The following is a 19507-nucleotide window of genomic DNA, read 5'->3' on the forward strand; positions in this document are numbered from 1 at the left end:
GCCGCGCTCGCAACTGGCTTCAACCTGCGACGCGTCGATGCCGACACGGTGAGCGTCTCGCTGGACGAGACCTGTGACGAATCGACGGTGGCGCACCTCCTCGACGCGTTCGGCACGCTGCCCGGCGGCAGCACTCCCGATGTCGGCACCGTGGCCGAGCTGGCTGCCTCGGCGCCGTCGGGAATCGCCGACGAACTGCAGCGCACCAGCGACTACCTCACCCATCCCACGTTCGGTTCGTACCGCTCCGAGACCGAGATGATGCGCTACCTGCGCCGCCTTGCCTCGTACGACGTGGCCCTGGACCGATCGATGATCCCGCTCGGCAGCTGCACCATGAAGCTCAACGCCGCTGCGGAGATGACGCCGGTCACCTGGCCCCAGTTCGCCGACATCCATCCCTTCGCGCCGCCTGGCCAGTGGGAGGGCTACCGGCAGATCATCGCCGACCTCGAGCGGTGGCTGGCAGCGGTCACCGGCTACGACACCGTGTCGCTGCAGCCCAACGCCGGCTCCCAGGGCGAGCTGGCCGGGCTGCTCGCCATCCGCGGCTACCACGACGACCGCGGCGATGCACACCGCACGGTGTGCCTCATCCCCTCCTCCGCGCACGGCACGAACGCGGCGTCCGCGGTGATGGCCGGCATGCGGGTGGTGGTAGTGGGCTGCACCGACGACGGCGATGTCGACCTCGACGACCTCGACGCCAAGATCGCCGAGCACGGCGACCAGCTCGCTGCGTTCATGGCCACCTATCCCTCCACGCACGGTGTCTATGAGGACGGCATCCGGCAGGTCTGCCTGAAGGTGCACGAAGCGGGCGGGCAGGTGTACGTGGACGGAGCGAACCTCAACGCGCTCGTGGGCCTGGCCGCCCCTGGCACCTTCGGCGCCGACGTCAGCCACCTGAACCTGCACAAGACGTTCTGCATCCCCCATGGCGGGGGCGGGCCGGGCATCGGGCCGGTGGCATGCCGGCTGCACCTGGCCAAGTACCTGCCCAACCACCCCCTGGCACCCAGTGCGGGCCCTGACACCGGCCCAGGCGCCATCTCGTCGGCACCCTGGGGATCGGCGGGCATCCTGCCGATCCCGTGGATGTACATCGCGATGATGGGTGTCGAGGGGCTCACCCAAGCCACCCAGACGGCGATTTTGTCGGCCAACTACCTGGCCTCCCGGCTCGGCGAGCACTTCCCGATCCTGTACCAGGGCCGCTACGGCCTCGTCGCGCACGAGTGCATCGTGGACCTGCGGCCGTTCTCGGATTGGGCCAGCGTGGACGACGTGGCCAAGCGGCTCATCGATTTCGGTTTCCACGCCCCGACCATGTCGTTCCCGGTCGCCGGGACGCTGATGATCGAGCCGACCGAGAGCGAGTCGCTCGCGGAGATCGACCGGTTCTGCGATGCGATGGCGACGATCCGATCCGAGATCGACAGGGTTGCGCGCGGCGAGTGGCCCGCTGATGACAACCCGCTCGCCAACGCACCCCACACAGCCATCGACGTGCTGGCCGACGAATGGGATCACCCCTACACGCGTGCCGAGGGCGCGTATCCGGCGGGCACCAAGGTGGCGACGCTCGTTGCCGACAAGTACTGGCCACCGGTCAGCCGCATCGACGGTGCCTACGGCGACCGCAACCTGATGTGCGCCTGCCCCGACCCCCGCGCCTTCGAAACTGACTGACCTCGGCGCGCCTAGCGTTCGGGCATGGCACGAGTCGATCCTTCAGTGCTGGAGATGCCGGACGATGCTGCGGCCGGCACGATGCCGTACTTCTCCCACATCGACACGTGGCTGCGCGCCGAAATCAACGGGCTCACCGAAGAACAGCTCAACCTCGACGACCAGTCTCCCGACCGGGAGCTGATGTGGTGGTCGATCCGGCGGCAGATCAGCCACATCGCCTGGGTGTCGCTGATCTTCGCGAAGCGCCGTTGCGGGCTGCTGCTGTGGCCCGACGGCGACATTCCCGAACCGATCGTGTGGTCGGAGCATCACCAGGGGCGCAACAACAAGCACGGGCTGCGGCTGGATCCTGGGTTGTTCTGGGACGTGCCCGATCTGCTCGACAAGCTGGACCTGGGCCTGAGCTGGATGCGCTACGTGGTTGCTTCCCATCCGGTGGAGACGTTCCGCGAGATGGTGGAGTCGCGTCACAGCACGCTTTTCTGGGATGACGCCATCACGGTGCTTCCCCGGGGGGCTTGGCATGATCCAGGCGACGAGCGGATGATCGTGAACACGCTCGAGTGCGCGATCTGGATGCTCTTCTACGAGATGGCTTCGCACATCCGCTCCATCCAGCGGATCAAGGAAATCCAGGGGCTGCCGCCGGCCGTGGAGCTGGCGCGCTTCGGCTACCTGCGCCTGCCCCACTACTGGGGCGAGACCGACGCGCCGGCACCCAGCATCACCAAGCTGTGAGCCCCAAGATCATTCTCGACTGCGACCCGGGCCATGACGATGCCGTGGCGATCCTGCTGGCGGCTCGCGAGTGCGACGTGCTGGCCATCACCACCGTGTCGGGCAATGCGCCGCTGCATCTGACCACAGCGAACGCCCTGCTCATGTGCGAACTCGCCGGGCTCGACATTCCCGTCCATGCGGGCGCCGACTGCCCGCTGGTGGTGCCGGCTGCGCACGCTCCCCGTGCACACGGCGAGACCGGCCTGGACGGGCCGCCGCGGCCCAGCGTGCACACCGAGGCTGCCAGCGCCGATGCGGTCGGCTGCATCATCTCCACGGTCAGGACGCACGACGACGTGTGGCTCGTGCCGGTGGGGCCGCTCACCAACGTGGCGCTCGCCTTCCGCCAGGCACCCGACATCGTCGAGCGGGTGGCCGGCATCTCGCTGATGGGCGGTGCGGTGGGGCCCGGCAATGTGACGCCGAGCGCTGAGTTCAACATCTGGGCCGACCCGCATGCCGCGCAGATCGTGTTCCGCAGCGGTGCGCAGGTGCTGCGCATGGCCGGTCTCAACCTCACCCACCAGCTCTGCCTGGGGGCCGAGGTCATCGCTGCGTTGCGCGCAGACGGCGGCACGGTGCCGGCGTTCATGGCAGACCTGTTCGACTTCTACCTGGCCGGCTATCGCGAGCGGGCAGGGCTGGAGGCGGCGCCGATGCACGACCCCTGTGCGGTGCTGGCGGTCAGCCGGCCCGAGCTGTTCACCTTCGGCGCGCGGCATGTCGACGTGGAAACCGAAGGCGGGCTGACGCGCGGCATGACGGTGGTGGACGAGCGCCCGGGTACTGAGGCCGTGCCCAACTGCGAGGTCGCCTACGCCATCGACACCCCCACGGCGCTCGATCTCATCGTCGACGCCGTGCGCAGCCACGGCTGATGCGCCGCATTGCGACACTGATCGCCTTGGCGCTGGCGGCAACCGCCGCCGCGGCAGCCTGCGGCAGCGACGAGCTTGAGGCGCGAGACCTGACGCTGCCCGAAGCGGTGGGCCAGATGCTGCTGTTCGGCTTTCCCGGCACCGACCTGGAGCCCGCAGTCGCCGATCTGCTCGATGAGGTCGGCCCCGCAGGGCTCATCGTGTACGACTACGACGTGCGCAGCGGCGGCACACAGCCGCGCAACATCGTCTCGCCCGACCAGCTCGCAGCGCTGACCGCGAGCCTGCAAGAGCACAGCGACATCGGTCTGCTGATCGCCGTGGACGCCGAAGGAGGGCTGGTCAACCGGCTGAAGCAGAAGTACGGCTTCCCGGTCGTGGTGCCGTCCGCCGCCGAGATGGGCGCCGCCGATGCGGCGGAGACGTCCAAGACTGCCGCGGCGCTGGCCGACGAGCTCCGTGCAGCGGGCATCAACTGGAATCTCGCACCGGTGGTGGACGTCAATGTGTATCCCGACAGCCCGGCGATCGGTGCGCTGGGGCGGGCGTTCAGCGCCGATCCCGCCGAGGTGGCCGCACATGCCGGCGCGTTCGCGGACGCGATGCGCGCCGAGTCGGTGGTGCCGACGCTGAAGCATTTCCCCGGCCACGGCAGTGCTGTCGGCGACACGCACCTGGGCGTCACCGACGTCACCGACAGCTTCGTTCGCGACGTCGAGCTCGCTCCGTACCGGATGCTGTTCGAGCAGGGCTACGCCGGAGCGGTGATGACCAACCACGTCGTCAACCGCTCACTGGACCCGACGGCGCTGCCCGCCACGCTGTCAGCGGCGGTCGTCACCGATCTGCTGCGCAACGAGCTCGGCTTCGACGGCGTGGTGATCTCCGACGACATGGGCATGGGTGCGATCGTCGAGGAGTTCACCCTGGAGCACGCGGCGGTGCGCGCCATCACTGCCGGAGTGGACGTGGTGCTGCTTGCCAACCAGATCCACGAAGACGAAGCCGAGCGGGTGCTGCGCGTTCGCGATGCGATCCTGGCTGCTGTGGAGTCGGGCGAGATCCCCGAGGAGCGGATCTACGAGTCGGCGCAGCGGGTGCTGGAGCTGAAGCGCCAGTACGGCTTGCTGGACTGAGGGGCGTGACGGCGAAACAGCCACCTCGGCGCGCCACGTCGGTACCGTTGCCGCTGTGCCGACCCACAGCGCTGAGACGAGTTCAGCGAACGGCCCAGCGTTCCGGCTGAGCCAGTACAGCCATGGTGCGGGCTGAGCGTGCAAGCTCGGGCCATCCGAGCTGGCGCAGGTGCTGCGCCATCTGACTCCCCCATCGCATCCGAATCTTCTGGTCGGCACCGACACGAGCGACGACGCCGCCGTCTGGCGGCTCGACGACGGCGCGCTGCTGGTGACCTCGACTGACTTCTTTGCGCCCATCGTGGACGACGCCCGCACGTGGGGACGCATCGCGGCAGCCAACGCCGCCAGCGACATCTACGCCATGGGCGCCAGCCCGCTGTTCGCCCTCAACGTGGCGGCGTGGCCCCGCGATGTGCTGCCGCTGGACCTGCTGGGCGAAGTGCTCGCCGGCGGCGCCGATGCCGCCGCCGAAGGCGGCTGGGTGGTCGCCGGCGGACACACGATCGACGGGCCAGAGCCGCTCTACGGGATGTCGGTCACCGGCACCTGCCCGCCGGCCAGCGACGGCACGGGCCTGCTCACCAATGCGGGCGGCCGCCCGGGGCAGGCGCTCGTGGTCACCAAGCCGCTGGGCACCGGCCTGCTCGCGACGGCGCTGAAGCATTCCGAGCTCGAGGCGGTCGCCCGGGGCGGCGCGTTGTCGGGCACCTACGAGGCCGGCGTGGCCGAGATGTGCAGGCTCAACAACACGGCCGCGGCCGTGGCCATCAAGGCTGGAGCAACAGCGGCCACCGACGTCACCGGCTTCGGGCTGGTAGGTCACCTCGCAGAGCTCGCTGCGGCCAGCGACGTGAGCGCCGTGGTGGATGCCGCCGCGGTACCGATGCTGCCCGATGTCATCCGGCTCGCGACCGGCGGCCATGTGCCCGGCGGCACCGGGCGGAATCTCGACCATCTGGCCGAGCGCCTCGACGGCGGCGACGAACTCACCCGCGCCGTGCTCGCAGATCCGCAGACCTCGGGAGGCCTGCTGTTCAGCTGCGATCCGGCACGCGCAGACGATGCCGTGCGAGAGCTGCGCGACAGCGGCCATGACGCCGCCGTGATCGGCGAGCTGGTCGCCGGCAGCAGCGGCACGATCACCATTGCGCGTGCCATCACCGCAGGCTCCGGCGCCGGCTGAGGTTCGCCGTGGTCGCCACCACCACGCGCCGGGGAGTGTTTCCCGGTTCGTTCAACCCGCCCACGACTGCCCATCTCGCCATCAGCGAAGCCGTGGTGGTTCAGCATCACCTCGATGTGCTCGTGTGGTCGGTGAGCCGGGTAGCACTCGCCAAGGAAGACGTGCAGCGCCCGCGCCTGGTCGACCGGATTGCCGTTCTGGAGGACATGGCCGAGAAACTCGACTGGCTCGAGATCAGCGTCACCGAAGCGCAGCTGCTGTCGGAGATTGCTGCCGGATTCGACGTCATCGTCATGGGCGCCGACAAGTGGCAGCAGATCCACGACCCGGTCTTCTATGGCGACGACCCATCGCGCCGGGACGCCTCCATTGCAGCGCTGCCGACGGTCGCCATCGCGGCCCGCCCGCCGCACGGCTGCCCCGCCGACCTCGTCCTCGACCTGCCGGATTGGGTCGGCGCCGTGTCGAGCACCCAGGCCCGTACCACCGACCCGGCGCTGATGGCGCCCGAGGCAGCCCGCTTCGACGCAGCGACCGGCGCCTGGACCGACCCGGCGCACTACGAAGCCTGGCTGAGAGCCGAGCAAGGAGACTGAGACGCGCAATGGACGAGATTCTCGATGTGGATCTGCTGGCCTTCGAGCAGGGCTCAGCGGTGCAGCGCAGGGCCGTCACCGATGGTGTCATGGCCAGCCTGCGCACCGGCTTCGTGTACACCGCGCACGACCTCTCCGGCGGGCTGCTCGACGACGCCTACAACGTGCTGGGCAGATTCTTCGCACTCGAGCCCGACGCCAAGAGGCGCTACGTCGACGCGGAGTCGTTCGGCGCCCGCGGCTACACCGGCCGCCTGACCGAGACCGCCGCCATCTCCGATCTGCCCGACTGGAAGGAGATGTTCAACTGGAGCGACCAGCCTCCGGCCGGCCATCCGCTCACGACCAGGTACGGCCGGTGGTACCGGCCGTCGATCTTCCCCGACGCTGACATCGCCGATGCCGGCGACGTCCTCACCGAGTTCCACCGGCGGCTCGTCGAGCTGCAGCGGCGCTTCCTGCGGGTGATCGCCGAGGGCATCGGTGCCCACGAGACCTACTTCGACAGGATGACGACCTACGGCACGCACCTGTCCCGGGCCATTCACTACCCGCCGATGTCGAGCGCCCCGAGCGGCGGCAGCGAGGGCCACGTCTGGGCGGACGAGCACGCCGACATCAACCTCATCACTGCCCTGCCCAGAGCGACCGACCGCGGGCTGCAGGTCCGAATCGATGACGAATGGATAGATGCGGCGCCGCCGCATGATCACGTCATCATCAACTCGGGGATCATGCTGGAGCACGTCACCAATGGCCTGATCGGTGCCGGCTGGCATCGCGTCAAGGCCGACCCCGACCAGCACGACAGCCGCCTCAGCGTGGTGCAGTTCTGCCACCCCCGCCCGTCGACCATCCTCACGCCAGCGCCGTCGACCGTCACGCCAGAGCGACCCTGCCGCTATGAGGCAATCTCGGCCGAGGATCGACTCGAAGAGGTGATCTGGGAGATCAACCTGATCCCCGACGCCCGCCGCATCGATTGATCGCGGCAGGTTGAATCAGGCCAGGCCGCCCGGCTAGAGCTCGAGCAGGGCGTTCTCGATCACCTCGGTCAGCGCCGGGTGGATATAGAACTGCCCGTGGGCCATCTGGTCGACGGTCTGGCCGAACGACATGCCCTGGATCAGCTGCTGGACCAGAGTCGAGGCCTGCGGGCCGATGATGTGGGCGCCGAGCAGCTCGCGGGTCTCCGCGTGAGCGATCAGCTTGGCGAAGCTGGTGCTGTCCTCCATCGCCCAGCCGTAGGCGGTATGGCCGAATGGCTTGTTCGCCACTGAGATCGGCAGACCAGATGCACGTGCGTCCCGCTCGGTGAGGCCCACCGACGCGACCTGGGGGTGCGAGAACACCGCGTGGGGCACGAGTCGCTCATCCACGCTGCGCATCGGCCCGGCTGCCTGATCTTCGGCCACCAGCAGGTTGTGTCTCAGCGCTCGCGCCTGCGCGTTCGCGAGGTGCTTGAGCTGGATCTCGCTGGACAGGTCGCCGAAGGCCCACACGCCCGGCGCCGAGGTGCGAAAGAACTCATCGGTCAGCACGCGACCGTCCCGGTCCTCCACCCCTCCGAGGTCGAGCGCAAGCTGGTCGCCATTGGGCACCCGGCCGGTGGCCACCAGCAGCACATCGGCTTGCGCCGACTCGGCACGACCGTCGCGGGTGAACTCGACCGTGTAGGAATTGCCGCGGGCACTCGGCGAGCCGTCGGCGGCATAGGCGAAATCGCCACGGGCCCCCTCCCCTGTATCGCCGCCGCCACTGACGCTGGTCACCGTCGCGCCGAGTCGCAGGTCGAAGTGGCGCTCTGCCGCTGACGTGAACGCAGCAGACACATCGTCGTCCTCGGCTCGCAGCAGCCGCTCGCCCCGGTTGACGACGGTGACGTTGGTACCCAGTGCCGAGAACACGTAGCCCATCTCGCACGCGATGTATCCCCCGCCAAGCACGATCATCGACTCCGGCAGGGAATCGAGCCGCATCACCGTGTCGGACGTGTGGAATGGCACGGTTCCGAGACCTCGATAAGGCGGGAGGTGCGGCCGGGCACCGGCGCCGAGCACGATGTGGCGGCCCGAAACCGACTCGGTAGAACCGTCGTGCATGCGCACAGCCAGACGCCGGTCGCTCACGAAACGCGCGTCGCCCTCGAACACAGTGATGTTGGGGCATTCGGCGCCGATTCGATAGCCACGTCCGCCGTCGGCAATCGGATCGATCCGCCCGAAGACGCGATCCCGAATGGCGGGCCAATCGGCGCTGTCAAAGCTGGCGGCGATGCCGTAGCTGCCCGCCGTCGCGATGGTGTCTGCGACGTCGGCCGCGTACACGAACATCTTGGAGGGGATGCACCCCACGTTCAGGCAGGTGCCGCCGAAGACGCCCCGTTCGACGATCGCAATCGACCAGTCGTCGAATTCAGGGCCGGGGATGGAGTTAGCCGAGCCGGTTCCGACGATGACCAGGTCGAAGTCTGACATGGGCGCAGTCAATCAGCGCCGGCCACGCCGGGCGCATTGCTGGCCGCGAGGCGCCGCACGCCTCACACGAGTGCTTGGTACACGAGGGCCTTCAGCTCCGGTCGGATCGGGTGGACGCTCGACGGCAGCAGCTGCGTCAGGAACACCAGCGTGATGTCCTCGACCGGGTCCACCCAGAATGCCGTCGACGCAGCCCCTCCCCAGGCGAACTCGCCCTTGCTGGAGACGACCTTGGCCTTGGCGGGATCGAGCACGACCGAGAATCCCAAGCCGAAGCCGACGCCGTCGAAGGCCGCCTCGGAGAACAGCGCCCGGCCGCACTCGGTGAGATCGGTCCCGCCGGGCAGATGATTGCTGGTCATGAACTCGAGGGTGCGCCGGCCGATGACCCGGGCGCCGCCCAGCTCGCCGCCGTTGCGCAGCATCTGGGTGAAGCGGTGATAGTCCCCCATGGTCGACACCAGGCCGCCGCCTCCCGAGAGGATCTTGGGCGGCCCGAGGTAGGCCGATGTGCGCGGATCGTCCATCAGCGTGCGCGCCAAGCCCGGATCGTCGGCGCGGTATGCCGGCACCGTCGGCCCCGTGTTGCCCGCTGGGTCGCGCGCCGCCAGCGCGGCTGTCGTGTAGTTGGCCGCGAATCGCTCGACATCGGCAGGAGGCACTTCGAAGCCTGTGTCGACCATGCCGAGCGGCCCGGTCACGTGCTCGATGAGGTACTCGTCGAGCGATTGGCCCGAGGCGAGCTCCACGACACGGCCCAAGACGTCGGTGGAGTAGCTGTAGTTCCACTCGGTGCCCGGATCGAACAGCAGCGGGAGCGCTGCGAGGGCTTCACAGGTTTCCTCGAGGTTGCCCGGGGCGCCCCAGTTGAATCCGTTGGCCCGGTAGAGCGCGTCGACCTCGTTGGCGAAGTGGAAGTCATAGGTGAGCCCGGAAGTGTGAGTCAGCAGGCTGTGGACGGTGAGGGCGCTTGCCGGTTCTCGTGTCTGGTACTGCATCACGTTGCCGCCGGCGAAGACGCGTGCATTTGCAAACTCCGGAATCCAGCGAGAGACAGGATCTTTCAGCTGGAAGAACCCCTGCTCGTAGAGCTGCATTGCAGCGATCGACACGATGGGCTTGGTCATCGAATAGATGCGATAGATCGTGTCAGGCGTGACCGGCAGCGATCGCTCGCAATCCCGCTGGCCGTAGCGGTGCGTGTAGGCGATCTGGCCTCCACGCGTCAGCAGCACCGACACACCCGGCAGACGCCCGTCGTCGACATATCGATCGAGGTGCGCGGCGATGCGGCCCAGCCGGCTGGCGTCGAAGCCCACCTCGGCCGGCTCGACGGCTGGCTCGATGTCTGAGGTGATCGATCCCATCGCTGCCCCTGTCTCTGCTGCTCGCGGCGCTGACATCCTCAGGCCAGATGCCACCGGGCCGCAGGCTACGGCGCAGGCACCTGCCGACGGCTCTGTCAGCGAATCTCGGGCAGGTTCAGGACGCAGCAGCTGACGGTGGCCGCGGCCGGGAGCTGTTCGGCGGTCGCGATGCCACGCTCGACGACCGCTGCGGCCAGGTCGGGGTCGGACCAGCTCGAGACGGTCTGGAAGCCCCGCTCCTCATAGACCTCGACGGGTTGACCGCCCATGAAGCTCATCACCGGCCTCAACGACGGCGACGCCTTGGCGACCACGGCCGCCACGCCCGTGGAGGCCGCCCACTCCAAGAGGTGGTCGAGCAGCCCGGCCCCGATGCCCTGACCGAAGTAGCGGCTGTCGCGGTCGTCGGTGTCGTCGAGCTGGCCGACGTGGTAGCAGAAAACGCTGATCGTGCCGGGGGGAAGGCTCGGTGCCCGGTCGTCGAAGTCCATCCAGTACAGCGGGTCCCAGATGCTGTCGGGGCTTCGCTGCCCCCCGATGTATTGCCGGAACTGCAGTTGGCCGACGTGGCGGTCTCCGTCGAACGCCAGGATTGCTGCAGAACCGAGAGTGGCGATTCTCGCGTCCAGCTCGTCGGCCTCGCCCATGCAGCCCACAGGCACCGAGCCGACATCGGAGGCCGCCATGGCTCGGTAGGCGATGTTGTGCGGAGCTGGCACCGCCAGGTCACCTGTCATCGGGTATCAGGCTACAACGCCAGAAACAGATTCCTAAACTACACAGAAAATATGGAAATAGATGAAAAATAATGCTCTTGACAGCAGGTAAGCAACCACTACTAGAGTGCCGCAGACCCGCCGGGCGCTTGGCCATGTGACCAGGGCTTCCGGCATCAGGCGACGCAGCGAGAGGTGAAGTACCCATGATGACTACGCATGAGTTCTGTTTGTTTGTCGGTGGCGCCGACCTCACCGTTGCATCGACAGTCGAGCGGCTGGAGCGCAGCGGCTTCTCCCATCCGGCTGCCGGGGCCCACGGCGGCGTCCAGGCGCTCGTGTTCTCGCGTCAAGCGGAGCGTCTCGTCGATGCGGTGGGCGCTGTCGTCACAGCGGCCGAGGACATTCCTGGGCTCTGCGTGGCCAGAGACGTTCGAAGCGACGCCGTGCCGGTGTTCCACCCGAATTCGCTGAAGCTCGCCGCATCCTGCACGGTCGCTGAACCGCCCGACGTCGCGGACGCTGCACCGAACGGCGGGCGATGCGCGGTCGTAGAGTCTGGCGATGTGGATGTCGGCAGCAGGCGATATGGCTGACGAGCAACTCCTGTCGCGCTTGCTGATCGTCCGCCATGGCGAGTCGGTCGCGATGGCCGAGGGGATCGTCGGCGGACCCCGGGGATGCCGGGGCCTCACTGACCGGGGCCGAACTCAGGCCGCGGCGCTGCGCGACAGATTCGCTTCGGGCCGTGAACCCGAGGTGCACGTTGCGTACTCCTCGCCGCTGCCCCGGGCTCGCGAGACCACCGACATCGTCCTGCCGGCACTGGGGAACGGACCCGAGCACGGCAAACTCGAGGTTCATCTCCATGACGACCTCGAGGAGATGCGCCTTGGGCCTGCCGACGGCATGACGTGGGAGGCGGCACGCGAGCGCTTCGGGTTCATCCAGCCGATGGACCAGCCGTACACGCCCGTGGTGGAGGGCGGCGAGAGCCGTGCCGGCTTCCGCCACCGCGTTGCTCAGGCACTCAACGACATTGCTGCGGCCCATGTGGGCAAGACCGTCTTCGTGGGATGCCACGGCGGTATCTCCTCTGCGGCAATGGCGATGGCATTCGGCATCGCGCCCAGCCATCGCGGTGTCGGCGTGGTCACTGCGGTAACCGCCATCACCGAGCTGGAATTGCTCGAATTGAACGGACGACGCCTCTGGCAGGTGCGGCGATTCAACGACGCCGCTCACCTCGCCGCGGTCGAAGCGGCCTGAGGGCATCCTGCTGCCTCCCGGGCGGACGCGCCCGCTCGCCCAGCCTCTAACTTGGCGCATAGGCAGCGAACTGCGGGAATCTGGAGGACCAGATGCTGGTCGAGCGAATCGAAGCGAAGTGGATCGACGCATTCTCGTCGGTATTCGAGATGTGCGGCGTCGAGCCGCCCCAGACCGCGGCGATCTTGTCGGAAAGCCAAAGCCGATCCGTGAACGTGAACCTGGCCGAACTGGCATTGGACCGGCTCGGCATGCCCCCGATTCATGTCGTGGTGCCCACGCCGCGCCAGTCGGCACCGGTACCGGTGAGATCGACCGGGGCGTCCGACGCCATCGCGGGCTCAGCGGCAGTTCTGGCAGCGCTCGGCGCGGTGGACTTCGTCGTCGACTGCACGGTGGAGGGGCTGCTGCACGCCCCGGAGCTTCCGAAGATCCTGGGCGAGGGCACCCGGGTCTTGATGGTCTCCAATGAGCACCCCGAAGCCCTCGAGCGTCTCATACCGGAACCGGACCTCGAGCCGAAGGTCAAGGTGGGCATCAAGAAGCTGATCGCTGCCTCGGAGCTGCACGTCACCTCGGCGGCAGGAACCGATCTGGTCGTCGACGTCAGCGGGGCACCCTGCGGCGGCGGCTGGGGTTACACCGCCCGGCCTGGCACGATCAGCCACTGGCCCGGCGGGCTCTGCTTGGCCTTCCCGAAGGCCGACACCGTCAACGGCACCATCGTGATGGATCGCGGCGACATGAATCTCACCTTCAAGCGGTACATCGAATCGCCGGTCACGCTGCAGATCCGCGACGACTACGTGGTCGACGTGGAGGGTGCCGGAACCGATGCCGAGCTGTTCCGCAGCTACACCGACGCATGGGGCGACCGCGAGGCGTACGCCACCAGCCACGTGGGGTGGGGCATGAACCCCGGCGCTCGCTGGGACACCCTGTCGATGTATGACCGGAGCCAGACCAACGGAACCGAGCAGCGAGCCTTCGCCGGCAACTTCCTCTACTCAACCGGGGCCAACGAGCACGCCGGCCGGCACACGCTGGGCCACTTCGACCTGCCGATGCGCAATCACAGCGTGTTCCTCGACGGCGAGGCAGTCGTCATCGACGGCCAGCTCCAGGGCGAGCTGGCCTGAGCCGGCCCAGCGGCGGCCTGTCCGCATCTGGTCACCCTGCGGGCTGCTGGCACGCATCGTGAGCGACACGGCACCGCTGTCGGTCGGGGCCGACCTCGCGGCGCGAGTCGAACGCTGGGCTCAGCATCGACCTGATGCGCCCGCAGTCGCGTTCGAGGGTGTCGAGCACACCTACCGCGAATTCGCCGATCAGATCGCCGAGACCGCCGCCTGGCTGGCCGCATCAGGCATCGGCGACGGCGACCGGGTGGCCTGGCTCGGTCCCAACCGGCCAGCAGCGCTGCGGCTGATGCTCGGCTGCTCCTGGCTCGGCGCCGTCTACCTGCCGCTGAACTCGCGCCTCGTGCCGCCTGAGCACCAGTGGATCCTCGACCACGCCGAGCCGCGCCTGCTCACGGTGGACTCGGCCTTCGCCGACCACGCGGCACGGATCGGCTCACGCTGCGACGTTCACGTGATGGCAGATGAACCGCGGGTCGGCAAGCCGGACAGCTCCGCCGGCCAAGCCGCCGCTGCCGGTGCCCCGCCGCGAGTCGGCACGCCGGAACATCCGGTGCTACTGGCGTACACATCGGGCACGACCGGGCACCCCAAGGGCGCCGTACTGGACCAAGCGGCCATGGCAGCCAACGCGGTCAACGCCACCCACGCGCACGATCTCACGAGCACCGACCGGGTGCTGACCACCATCCCGCTGTTCCACGTCGGCGGGCTGAACATCCAATCGCTCCCTGCACTGCTCGGCGGGGCGGCGGTACGGCTGCAGCGCGCCTTCGATGCCGGACAGTTCCTCGATGACGTCGAGGAGTGGCAGCCGACCTGGACCGTGCTGGTCCCCGCAGCGCTCGCCGCCGTGTCGGCCCATCCGCGATTCTCTGAAGCAGACCTCAGCTCGCTGCGCGGCATCATGACGGGCTCATCGCCGGTGCCCGCAGCCGTCACACGGCCCTACTTCGATCGCGGGCTGCCGGTCGGGCAGATCTACGGGTCCACCGAGACCGCCCCGATTGCGGTGCACTTGCGCTGCGACGAGGCGGCCGGCCATCCGGGCTCGTGCGGCAAGCCGTCCACGATGTGCGAGGTGCGCATCGTCACCGATGCCGGGACCGACGCGGAGCCAGGCGAGCACGGCGAGCTGTGGGTGCGGGGGCCGAGCGTGCTGCGGAAGTACTGGAACGATCCGCAGTCCACCGCCGAGGCCCTCACGGACGGCTGGTTCCACACGGGCGACATCGGGCACGCCGACGCCGACGGCTGGATATTCATCGACGATCGCCGCACCGACTTGATCATCTCCGGGGGCGAGAACATCTACCCCGCCGAGCTTGAGGAAGCGCTCTCGGGCACTGACCTTGTCGCCGAAGCGACCGTCGTGGGCGTGCCCCACGAGCGCTGGGGCGAGGTGCCCGTGATCGTGGCCGTGCGTGCCTCAGGTGGCGCAGACGCAGGTCCGCCCGATGCCGACGACGAGACCGCTGCCGAGCTGCTGCGGCTGTTCGATGGGCGGCTCGCACGCTTCAAGCACCCCAAGGCAGTGTTCTGGGCCGACCAGCTTCCCCGCACAGCGCTCGGCAAGGTCCGCAAACACGAGGTGCGAGCAATGCTCACCGAGAACAACGGAGTACACCGTGCCCAATGACGTCGCCTTCATCGGGCTCGGCGTCATGGGCTACCCCATGGCCGGTCACCTCGCGGCGTCCGGGCACCGGGTGGCTGTCTTCAACCGGACCGCAACCGTGGCGCAGCGGTGGTCGGGCGAGCACTCGGGTCGAGTCGCCGCGACGCCGGCGGATGCGGCCAGCGGCGCCGAAATCGTGTTCATGTGTGTCGGCGCTGATGACGACGTACGAGCGGTTGCGTACGGCGATGACGGGGCATTGGGGGCTATGAGCGAAGGCTCTGTGCTGGTAGATCACACGACCGCCTCGGCCGATCTGGCACGAGAGCTGGCTGCCGCCTGTGCCGAGCGAGGGGTGGGCTTTGTGGACGCGCCGGTGTCCGGCGGCGAGGCCGGGGCACAGGGCGGCATGCTCACCGTCATGTGCGGCGGTGACGGCGGAGACTTCGAGCGGGCTCGCCCCGCGATGGACGCGTATGCCAGAGCGGTCACGCTCGTCGGGCCCGCCGGGTCAGGACAGCTCACCAAGATGGTCAACCAGATCTGCATTGCCGGGCTGGTGCAAGCCCTGTCGGAAGGCCTCGAATTCGGCCGCCGTGCCGGCCTCGACCTCGACGCAGTACTGGAGACCATCTCGAAGGGCGCGGCGGGGTCGTGGCAGATGTCCAATCGCGGTACCACGATGACCGCAGGCGAATTCGACTTCGGCTTCGCTGTGGACTGGATGCGCAAGGACCTCGGCATCGTGCTCGCCGAGGCGCAGCGAAACGGCGCGTTCCTGCCGGTCACCTCACTCGTCGATCAGTTCTACAAACGTGTCCAGGAACTCGGCGGCGGACGCTGGGACACCTCGAGCCTCATCACCCTCTTGCGCCCCCCAGGATCTCCCTGACTCGGAGACGGTGTGTGACCGGTACCGTGCGGGCCCGTGACACACAGCGACCGAATCCTGATGGGCCCGGGGCCTTCCAATCCCTATCCCGAGGTGATGGAGGCGTTCACCCGCCCGGTACTGGGCCACCTCGACCCGGAGTTCATCGCCCTGCTGGACGAGACCAACGACCGGCTGCGGACTGTGTGGCAGACGAACAACCTGCTCACGTTTCCGGTCAGCGCCACCGGGTCCGCGGGCATGGAAGCCGCGTTCTGCAACTTCGTCCAGCCTGGCGACACTGTCGTCATCGGCGTCAACGGCGTTTTCGGCACGCGCATGTGCGATGTAGCAGCACGGTGCGGTGCCGACGTCGTGGCGGTGAACGAGGAATGGGGCCGCGCCATCGATCCGCAGCGACTGATCGACGCCCATCCCTCACCGAGAATCATCGCCGTTGTGCACGCCGAAACGTCCACCGGCGTGCGCAACGACATCGCGCCGCTCGGCCAGGGCAAGGGCGATGCTCTGCTGCTCGTCGACTGTGTCACCTCTCTGGGGGGCATCGAGGTCGACATCGACGGCTGGGCCGTCGACATCGCCTACAGCGGCACGCAGAAGTGCCTCGGCGTGCCCCCCGGCCTCGCGCCCCTCACTGTCAGCGATAGGGCGCTGGAATCGCTCGTCGAGCGGCCCCAGAGCTGGTACCTGGACCTGAACATGATCCGGGCGTATGTCGTAGGCGAAGGCGCCCGCGCCTACCACCACACCGCACCGATCTCCATGCTCTATGCGCTGAACGCCGGCCTCGGCGCTGTACTCGACGAAGGGCTCCAGAACGCGTGGACTCGTCACCAGGCCTGCGGCGACGAACTGCACGCGCGCCTGCCCGAGCTCGGATTCGGGCTGTGGGCCCAAGAGGGCCACCGCCTGCCCGAGCTCACCACTGTCACTCTGCCGGACGGCCTCGACGACGCTGCCGGGCGTCGTGCCCTGATGGACCGCTACGGCATCGAGGTGGGCGGCGGGCTCGGACCCGTTGCCGGCAAGGTGTGGCGCATTGGCTGCATGGGGCACACGGCCCGGATGCGCAACGTCAGGATGCTGCTGGGAGCGCTGGAAGAACTTGTGAGCGGCTGAGCGCCCGGCGGCCTGATGGACCGCCACGCCCGCTCAAGGCGTCGGGTGCAGTGGCAGCAGTTCCTGGCCCAGCGCAGCCCGGTAGGTGTTGTGGAAGTGGTGCAACGCCGGCTCGTTGCGCCCGAACACGACATTTTCGAGCGCGCCGCTGTCGGCCGAACGCTGCTGGCTGGCGCTCATCACATAGTCCTCGTCGCGGATGACGTTGCTGAATGCCCGCGACGCCTCGGCCATGAAATCGAACTCGGCGTCGTCGCGAGCGATGCCGGGCCGCAGGTAGAAGGAGATCTGGCTGGTGTGGCGGCCGGGCTCGGTCGGGTGGGGATAGGCCCGTACCAGGAACAGCACCTCGCGCGACGGGATGAGCTGCACGTTCGGGAACAGCCAGTACACCGGCAGTCCATAGCGGGTGATGTCCCACTCCGACGGCGGCCGCTCACGTGCGTCCTCGATGGAGCGGCGGCACAGAATCAGCCGGTGATGGCGCCCGAACTCGTCGTAGCACTGCACGTTGCCGTAGAAGTCATTCGACAGCGTGTCGGAGTGCAGCACGGGGAAGTGGTAGGTCTCGCCGAACGTGTCCATGGCGAGCTTCCAGTTGCAGCCGACCTCGTAGGTATCACAGCCCAGCCACTGCAACTTGCCGAAGTCCCAGCCCGCGAAGTCGGCGGCGAGCTCGTCGCCCAGCAGCGCATCGGGGTCGAGCGTGCCACCGGGCTGGGGGTGCACCCACAGCAGGCCGTGACGCTCGACCGCTGACAGCTCCACCAGCCCCAGGTCGTCGCGGTCGAGCTCGCCGAAGTGATCCGACTTCGGCAGGCCCACAAGCGCGCCGTCGGCGTCGTAGGTCCAGTTGTGGAACGGGCAGGCAAATCGGCGCTTGCGCCCGCGCGGCTCGGCCTCGATGACCACGCCGCGGTGGCGGCAGGAATTCACGAACGCCCGGAACCGGCCGCTCGGCGATCGCACGAGCAGCATCGGCGTGCCCAGATCGTCTTGGGTCATGAATGAGCCGACCTCGGGCAAGTCGCCCGACAGCCCCACCATCTGCGGGTGGGTGTCGAAGAACTCGCGCCGCTCGATGCGTGCGAGCTCGCGGTCGGTATAGGAGGACGTGGGGTTGTAGCGCACGCCGCCGGCATCCACGTTGGTGCCGGAGTCGAGCCGCGCCAGCAGTGTCTTGATATGGCTGACCTGTTCAGCGTGCTCCACGGTCGGCAGTATGCCAGCACGCGGCGCCGCAGAACAGCCGCTCAGCGAAGCCAGTCGTTGAACTCAGGCTGCCGCTTGGACAGGAAGGCCGAGACACCTTCGGCGGCATCGGGCAGGTGATCGGTGATCGCCGTCTTGGAAGCGATCTCGTCGAGGGACTGTTCCCACGTCATCTCGGCAGCCAGCAGGATCGATCGCTTGAGCATGCGCATCGCCACCTGCGGTCCGTCGGCCATCTCGGCTGCGAGTTCGGCGGCCGCAGCAGGAAGCTGCTCGTCGTCGACCACATCGTGCACCAGCCCGAGCTCGTGTGCGGTGTCGGCATCCACGATCCGCTTGCGCATCATGAAATCGGTCGCTCGAGCGACACCAAGGTGCTGCACCAGCAGCCACTGGCCCCCCTCGTCTGGCAGCAGGCCGAAGCGAAGCGTCGCCGATCCCATCCGGGCTGATCGTGCCGCGATCCGGAAGTCGCATGCAAGGGCGAAGCTGAAGCCTGTCTGGATCGCGAAGCCGTTGATGGCCGCGACCGTCAGCTTGTCCAGACGGCGCACAGCGGTGTTGACGGCCTGGGAGATCGTCCGCAGGCTGTTGTACGTGCCAGCGGCGTTGTGGTGCCCGCCGAAGATTTCCGGCGTTGCCGAGGGATGCTCCGCCTCATAGCTGCCCAGGTTGTCTCCGGCCCAGAACGCCCGGCCCTGACCAGTAAACAGCAGTACCCGCACAGCGTCATCCATCTGAGCCTGGGTGATCAGCTCGATCAGGTCGCGCTTCATCGAGTGGGTCGAAGCGTTCATCGACTCGGGCCGGTTGAACGTCACCGTCAGCACTCCGTTCGAGTCCAGCGCCTGCTCGAATCCGAAGTACTCGGTGTCCAGGTAGCCGGCTTGTTCGCTTGACATGGTTCGTTGCCCCCTGCGCCAGGTGATCCGCTCCGAGGCGGGTCGCATGCTGAACCTAGTGAAAAGACGGACCGATGCGCCGATCTGCTGCTCGGTACGCTGCCCGCCGTGGCTCCTGAAACCGGCGGCGCAGGCGAGGCGCCGCCTGCGCCCATTGCCCCGTTTGCTCCGTTCGACGGCGTGCTCATGCTGCGACTCGACACCGAGACGCCTGCAGGCGACCGCACCTACTACGTCACACCGTTCGTCACCGACGGCGGCCGGCTGTTCGTGTTCGATGAACCGGGCGATCGGAGCGATGCCCTCGAGGAACTGCTCGTGGGCAATCGCACAACGATCAGCTCCGCCTCCACCGGCGAGCTGAGCATCGGCGCCGTCGGGCGCTACCCGTCGTCGGAGGAGGAGGCGTGGGCGCGTGACGCCTGCTCGGCGCGCTTCTTCTACGACCAAGCCTTGCAGGACCTCGCCCAGCTCGGCGGGCTGGTGACGCTGCACCCCGCCTGAGCTTCCACTAGCGATCTAGGG

18 protein-coding genes and 1 pseudogene are annotated in these 19507 nt (G+C 68.0%); 14 read left to right on the forward strand and 5 right to left on the reverse strand.

What is annotated here, in order from left to right; genetic code table 11:
• The 7 genes and pseudogenes from VI480_RS14350 to VI480_RS14380 all read left to right on the forward strand — a co-directional run.
• A pseudogene (locus VI480_RS14350) lies at positions 1 to 1692 on the forward strand (glycine dehydrogenase (aminomethyl-transferring)); the annotation flags it as partial.
• 24 nt (positions 1693 to 1716) lie between these two features.
• Complete coding sequence (locus tag VI480_RS14355) at positions 1717 to 2433, forward strand: hypothetical protein (RefSeq protein ID WP_323673547.1); 717 nt, start codon at positions 1717 to 1719, stop codon at positions 2431 to 2433.
• Positions 2430 to 3353: a nucleoside hydrolase gene (locus VI480_RS14360; RefSeq protein ID WP_323673548.1), complete on the forward strand. Its 924-nt coding sequence runs from the start codon at positions 2430 to 2432 to the stop codon at positions 3351 to 3353. Before VI480_RS14355 ends, VI480_RS14360 begins: the two co-directional genes overlap by 4 nt.
• Positions 3353 to 4489, forward strand: coding sequence for a glycoside hydrolase family 3 protein (locus VI480_RS14365; RefSeq protein ID WP_323673549.1), 1137 nt, complete (start codon positions 3353 to 3355; stop codon positions 4487 to 4489). Before VI480_RS14360 ends, VI480_RS14365 begins: the two co-directional genes overlap by 1 nt.
• Positions 4490 to 4595: 106 nt before the next feature.
• Complete coding sequence (gene selD, locus VI480_RS14370) at positions 4596 to 5675, forward strand: selenide, water dikinase SelD (RefSeq protein ID WP_416246705.1); 1080 nt, start codon at positions 4596 to 4598, stop codon at positions 5673 to 5675.
• 8 nt (positions 5676 to 5683) lie between these two features.
• Positions 5684 to 6271 carry a hypothetical protein gene (locus VI480_RS14375; protein ID WP_323673551.1) on the forward strand — a complete coding sequence of 196 codons (588 nt, stop codon included), beginning with the start codon at positions 5684 to 5686 and terminating at the stop codon, positions 6269 to 6271.
• 8 nt (positions 6272 to 6279) lie between these two features.
• Entirely contained in the window at positions 6280 to 7257 is a 978-nt protein-coding gene (locus tag VI480_RS14380) for an isopenicillin N synthase family dioxygenase (RefSeq protein WP_323673552.1), read from the forward strand.
• A 33-nt stretch (positions 7258 to 7290) separates the two neighbouring features.
• Here the strand turns inward: VI480_RS14380 and VI480_RS14385 are convergent, their stop codons facing one another.
• The 3 genes from VI480_RS14385 to VI480_RS14395 all read right to left on the reverse strand — a co-directional run bounded on the left by VI480_RS14385 (position 7291) and on the right by VI480_RS14395 (position 10852).
• Positions 7291 to 8748 (reverse strand): mycothione reductase, encoded by a 1458-nt coding sequence (locus VI480_RS14385; protein ID WP_323673553.1) that lies wholly within the window; start codon positions 8746 to 8748, stop codon positions 7291 to 7293.
• A gap of 62 nt (positions 8749 to 8810) precedes the next feature.
• Entirely contained in the window at positions 8811 to 10115 is a 1305-nt protein-coding gene (locus VI480_RS14390; RefSeq protein ID WP_323673554.1) for a serine hydrolase domain-containing protein, read from the reverse strand.
• Positions 10116 to 10210: 95 nt separating this feature from the next.
• Positions 10211 to 10852: a GNAT family N-acetyltransferase gene (locus VI480_RS14395; protein WP_323673555.1), complete on the reverse strand. Its 642-nt coding sequence runs from the start codon at positions 10850 to 10852 to the stop codon at positions 10211 to 10213.
• Positions 10853 to 11037: 185 nt separating this feature from the next.
• Here VI480_RS14395 and VI480_RS14400 point away from each other — a divergent pair, with 185 nt between their 5' ends.
• The 6 genes from VI480_RS14400 (at position 11038) to VI480_RS14425 (ending at position 16868) form a co-directional block, all read left to right on the forward strand.
• Positions 11038 to 11427, forward strand: a complete 390-nt coding sequence (locus VI480_RS14400) for a hypothetical protein (RefSeq protein WP_323673556.1) — start codon at positions 11038 to 11040, stop codon at positions 11425 to 11427.
• Positions 11396 to 12100: a histidine phosphatase family protein gene (locus VI480_RS14405; protein WP_323673557.1), complete on the forward strand. Its 705-nt coding sequence runs from the start codon at positions 11396 to 11398 to the stop codon at positions 12098 to 12100. Before VI480_RS14400 ends, VI480_RS14405 begins: the two co-directional genes overlap by 32 nt.
• Positions 12101 to 12192: 92 nt before the next feature.
• Entirely contained in the window at positions 12193 to 13239 is a 1047-nt protein-coding gene (locus VI480_RS14410) for a hypothetical protein (protein WP_323673558.1), read from the forward strand.
• A gap of 58 nt (positions 13240 to 13297) precedes the next feature.
• The gene (locus VI480_RS14415) at positions 13298 to 14878 is read left to right on the forward strand and encodes a class I adenylate-forming enzyme family protein (protein WP_323673559.1); all 1581 of its coding nucleotides are present in this window, start codon (positions 13298 to 13300) and stop codon (positions 14876 to 14878) included.
• Positions 14868 to 15749, forward strand: a complete 882-nt coding sequence (locus tag VI480_RS14420) for an NAD(P)-dependent oxidoreductase (RefSeq protein ID WP_323673560.1) — start codon at positions 14868 to 14870, stop codon at positions 15747 to 15749. The genes VI480_RS14415 and VI480_RS14420 overlap by 11 nt, the downstream gene beginning before the upstream one ends.
• A 36-nt stretch (positions 15750 to 15785) precedes the next feature.
• Complete coding sequence (locus VI480_RS14425) at positions 15786 to 16868, forward strand: alanine--glyoxylate aminotransferase family protein (protein ID WP_323673561.1); 1083 nt, start codon at positions 15786 to 15788, stop codon at positions 16866 to 16868.
• Between the two features lie 33 nt (positions 16869 to 16901).
• Here the strand turns inward: VI480_RS14425 and VI480_RS14430 are convergent, their stop codons facing one another.
• Together VI480_RS14430 and VI480_RS14435 are read right to left on the reverse strand one after the other, a co-directional pair.
• A complete protein-coding gene (locus tag VI480_RS14430; protein WP_323673562.1) occupies positions 16902 to 18080 on the reverse strand; it encodes an aromatic ring-hydroxylating dioxygenase subunit alpha in 1179 nt (392 codons plus the stop codon).
• A 41-nt stretch (positions 18081 to 18121) separates the two neighbouring features.
• Positions 18122 to 18982, reverse strand: coding sequence for an enoyl-CoA hydratase/isomerase family protein (locus VI480_RS14435; protein ID WP_323673563.1), 861 nt, complete (start codon positions 18980 to 18982; stop codon positions 18122 to 18124).
• 108 nt (positions 18983 to 19090) lie between these two features.
• On the opposite strand from VI480_RS14435, the gene VI480_RS14440 reads away from it, so the two are divergent.
• Entirely contained in the window at positions 19091 to 19486 is a 396-nt protein-coding gene (locus VI480_RS14440) for a hypothetical protein (RefSeq protein ID WP_323673564.1), read from the forward strand.
• The last annotated feature ends 21 nt before the right edge of the window (positions 19487 to 19507 follow it).

The sequence above is a fragment of the Candidatus Poriferisodalis multihospitum genome (genome assembly GCF_028283155.1).
Lineage (GTDB): Bacteria > Actinomycetota > Acidimicrobiia > Acidimicrobiales > Poriferisodalaceae > Poriferisodalis > Poriferisodalis multihospitum.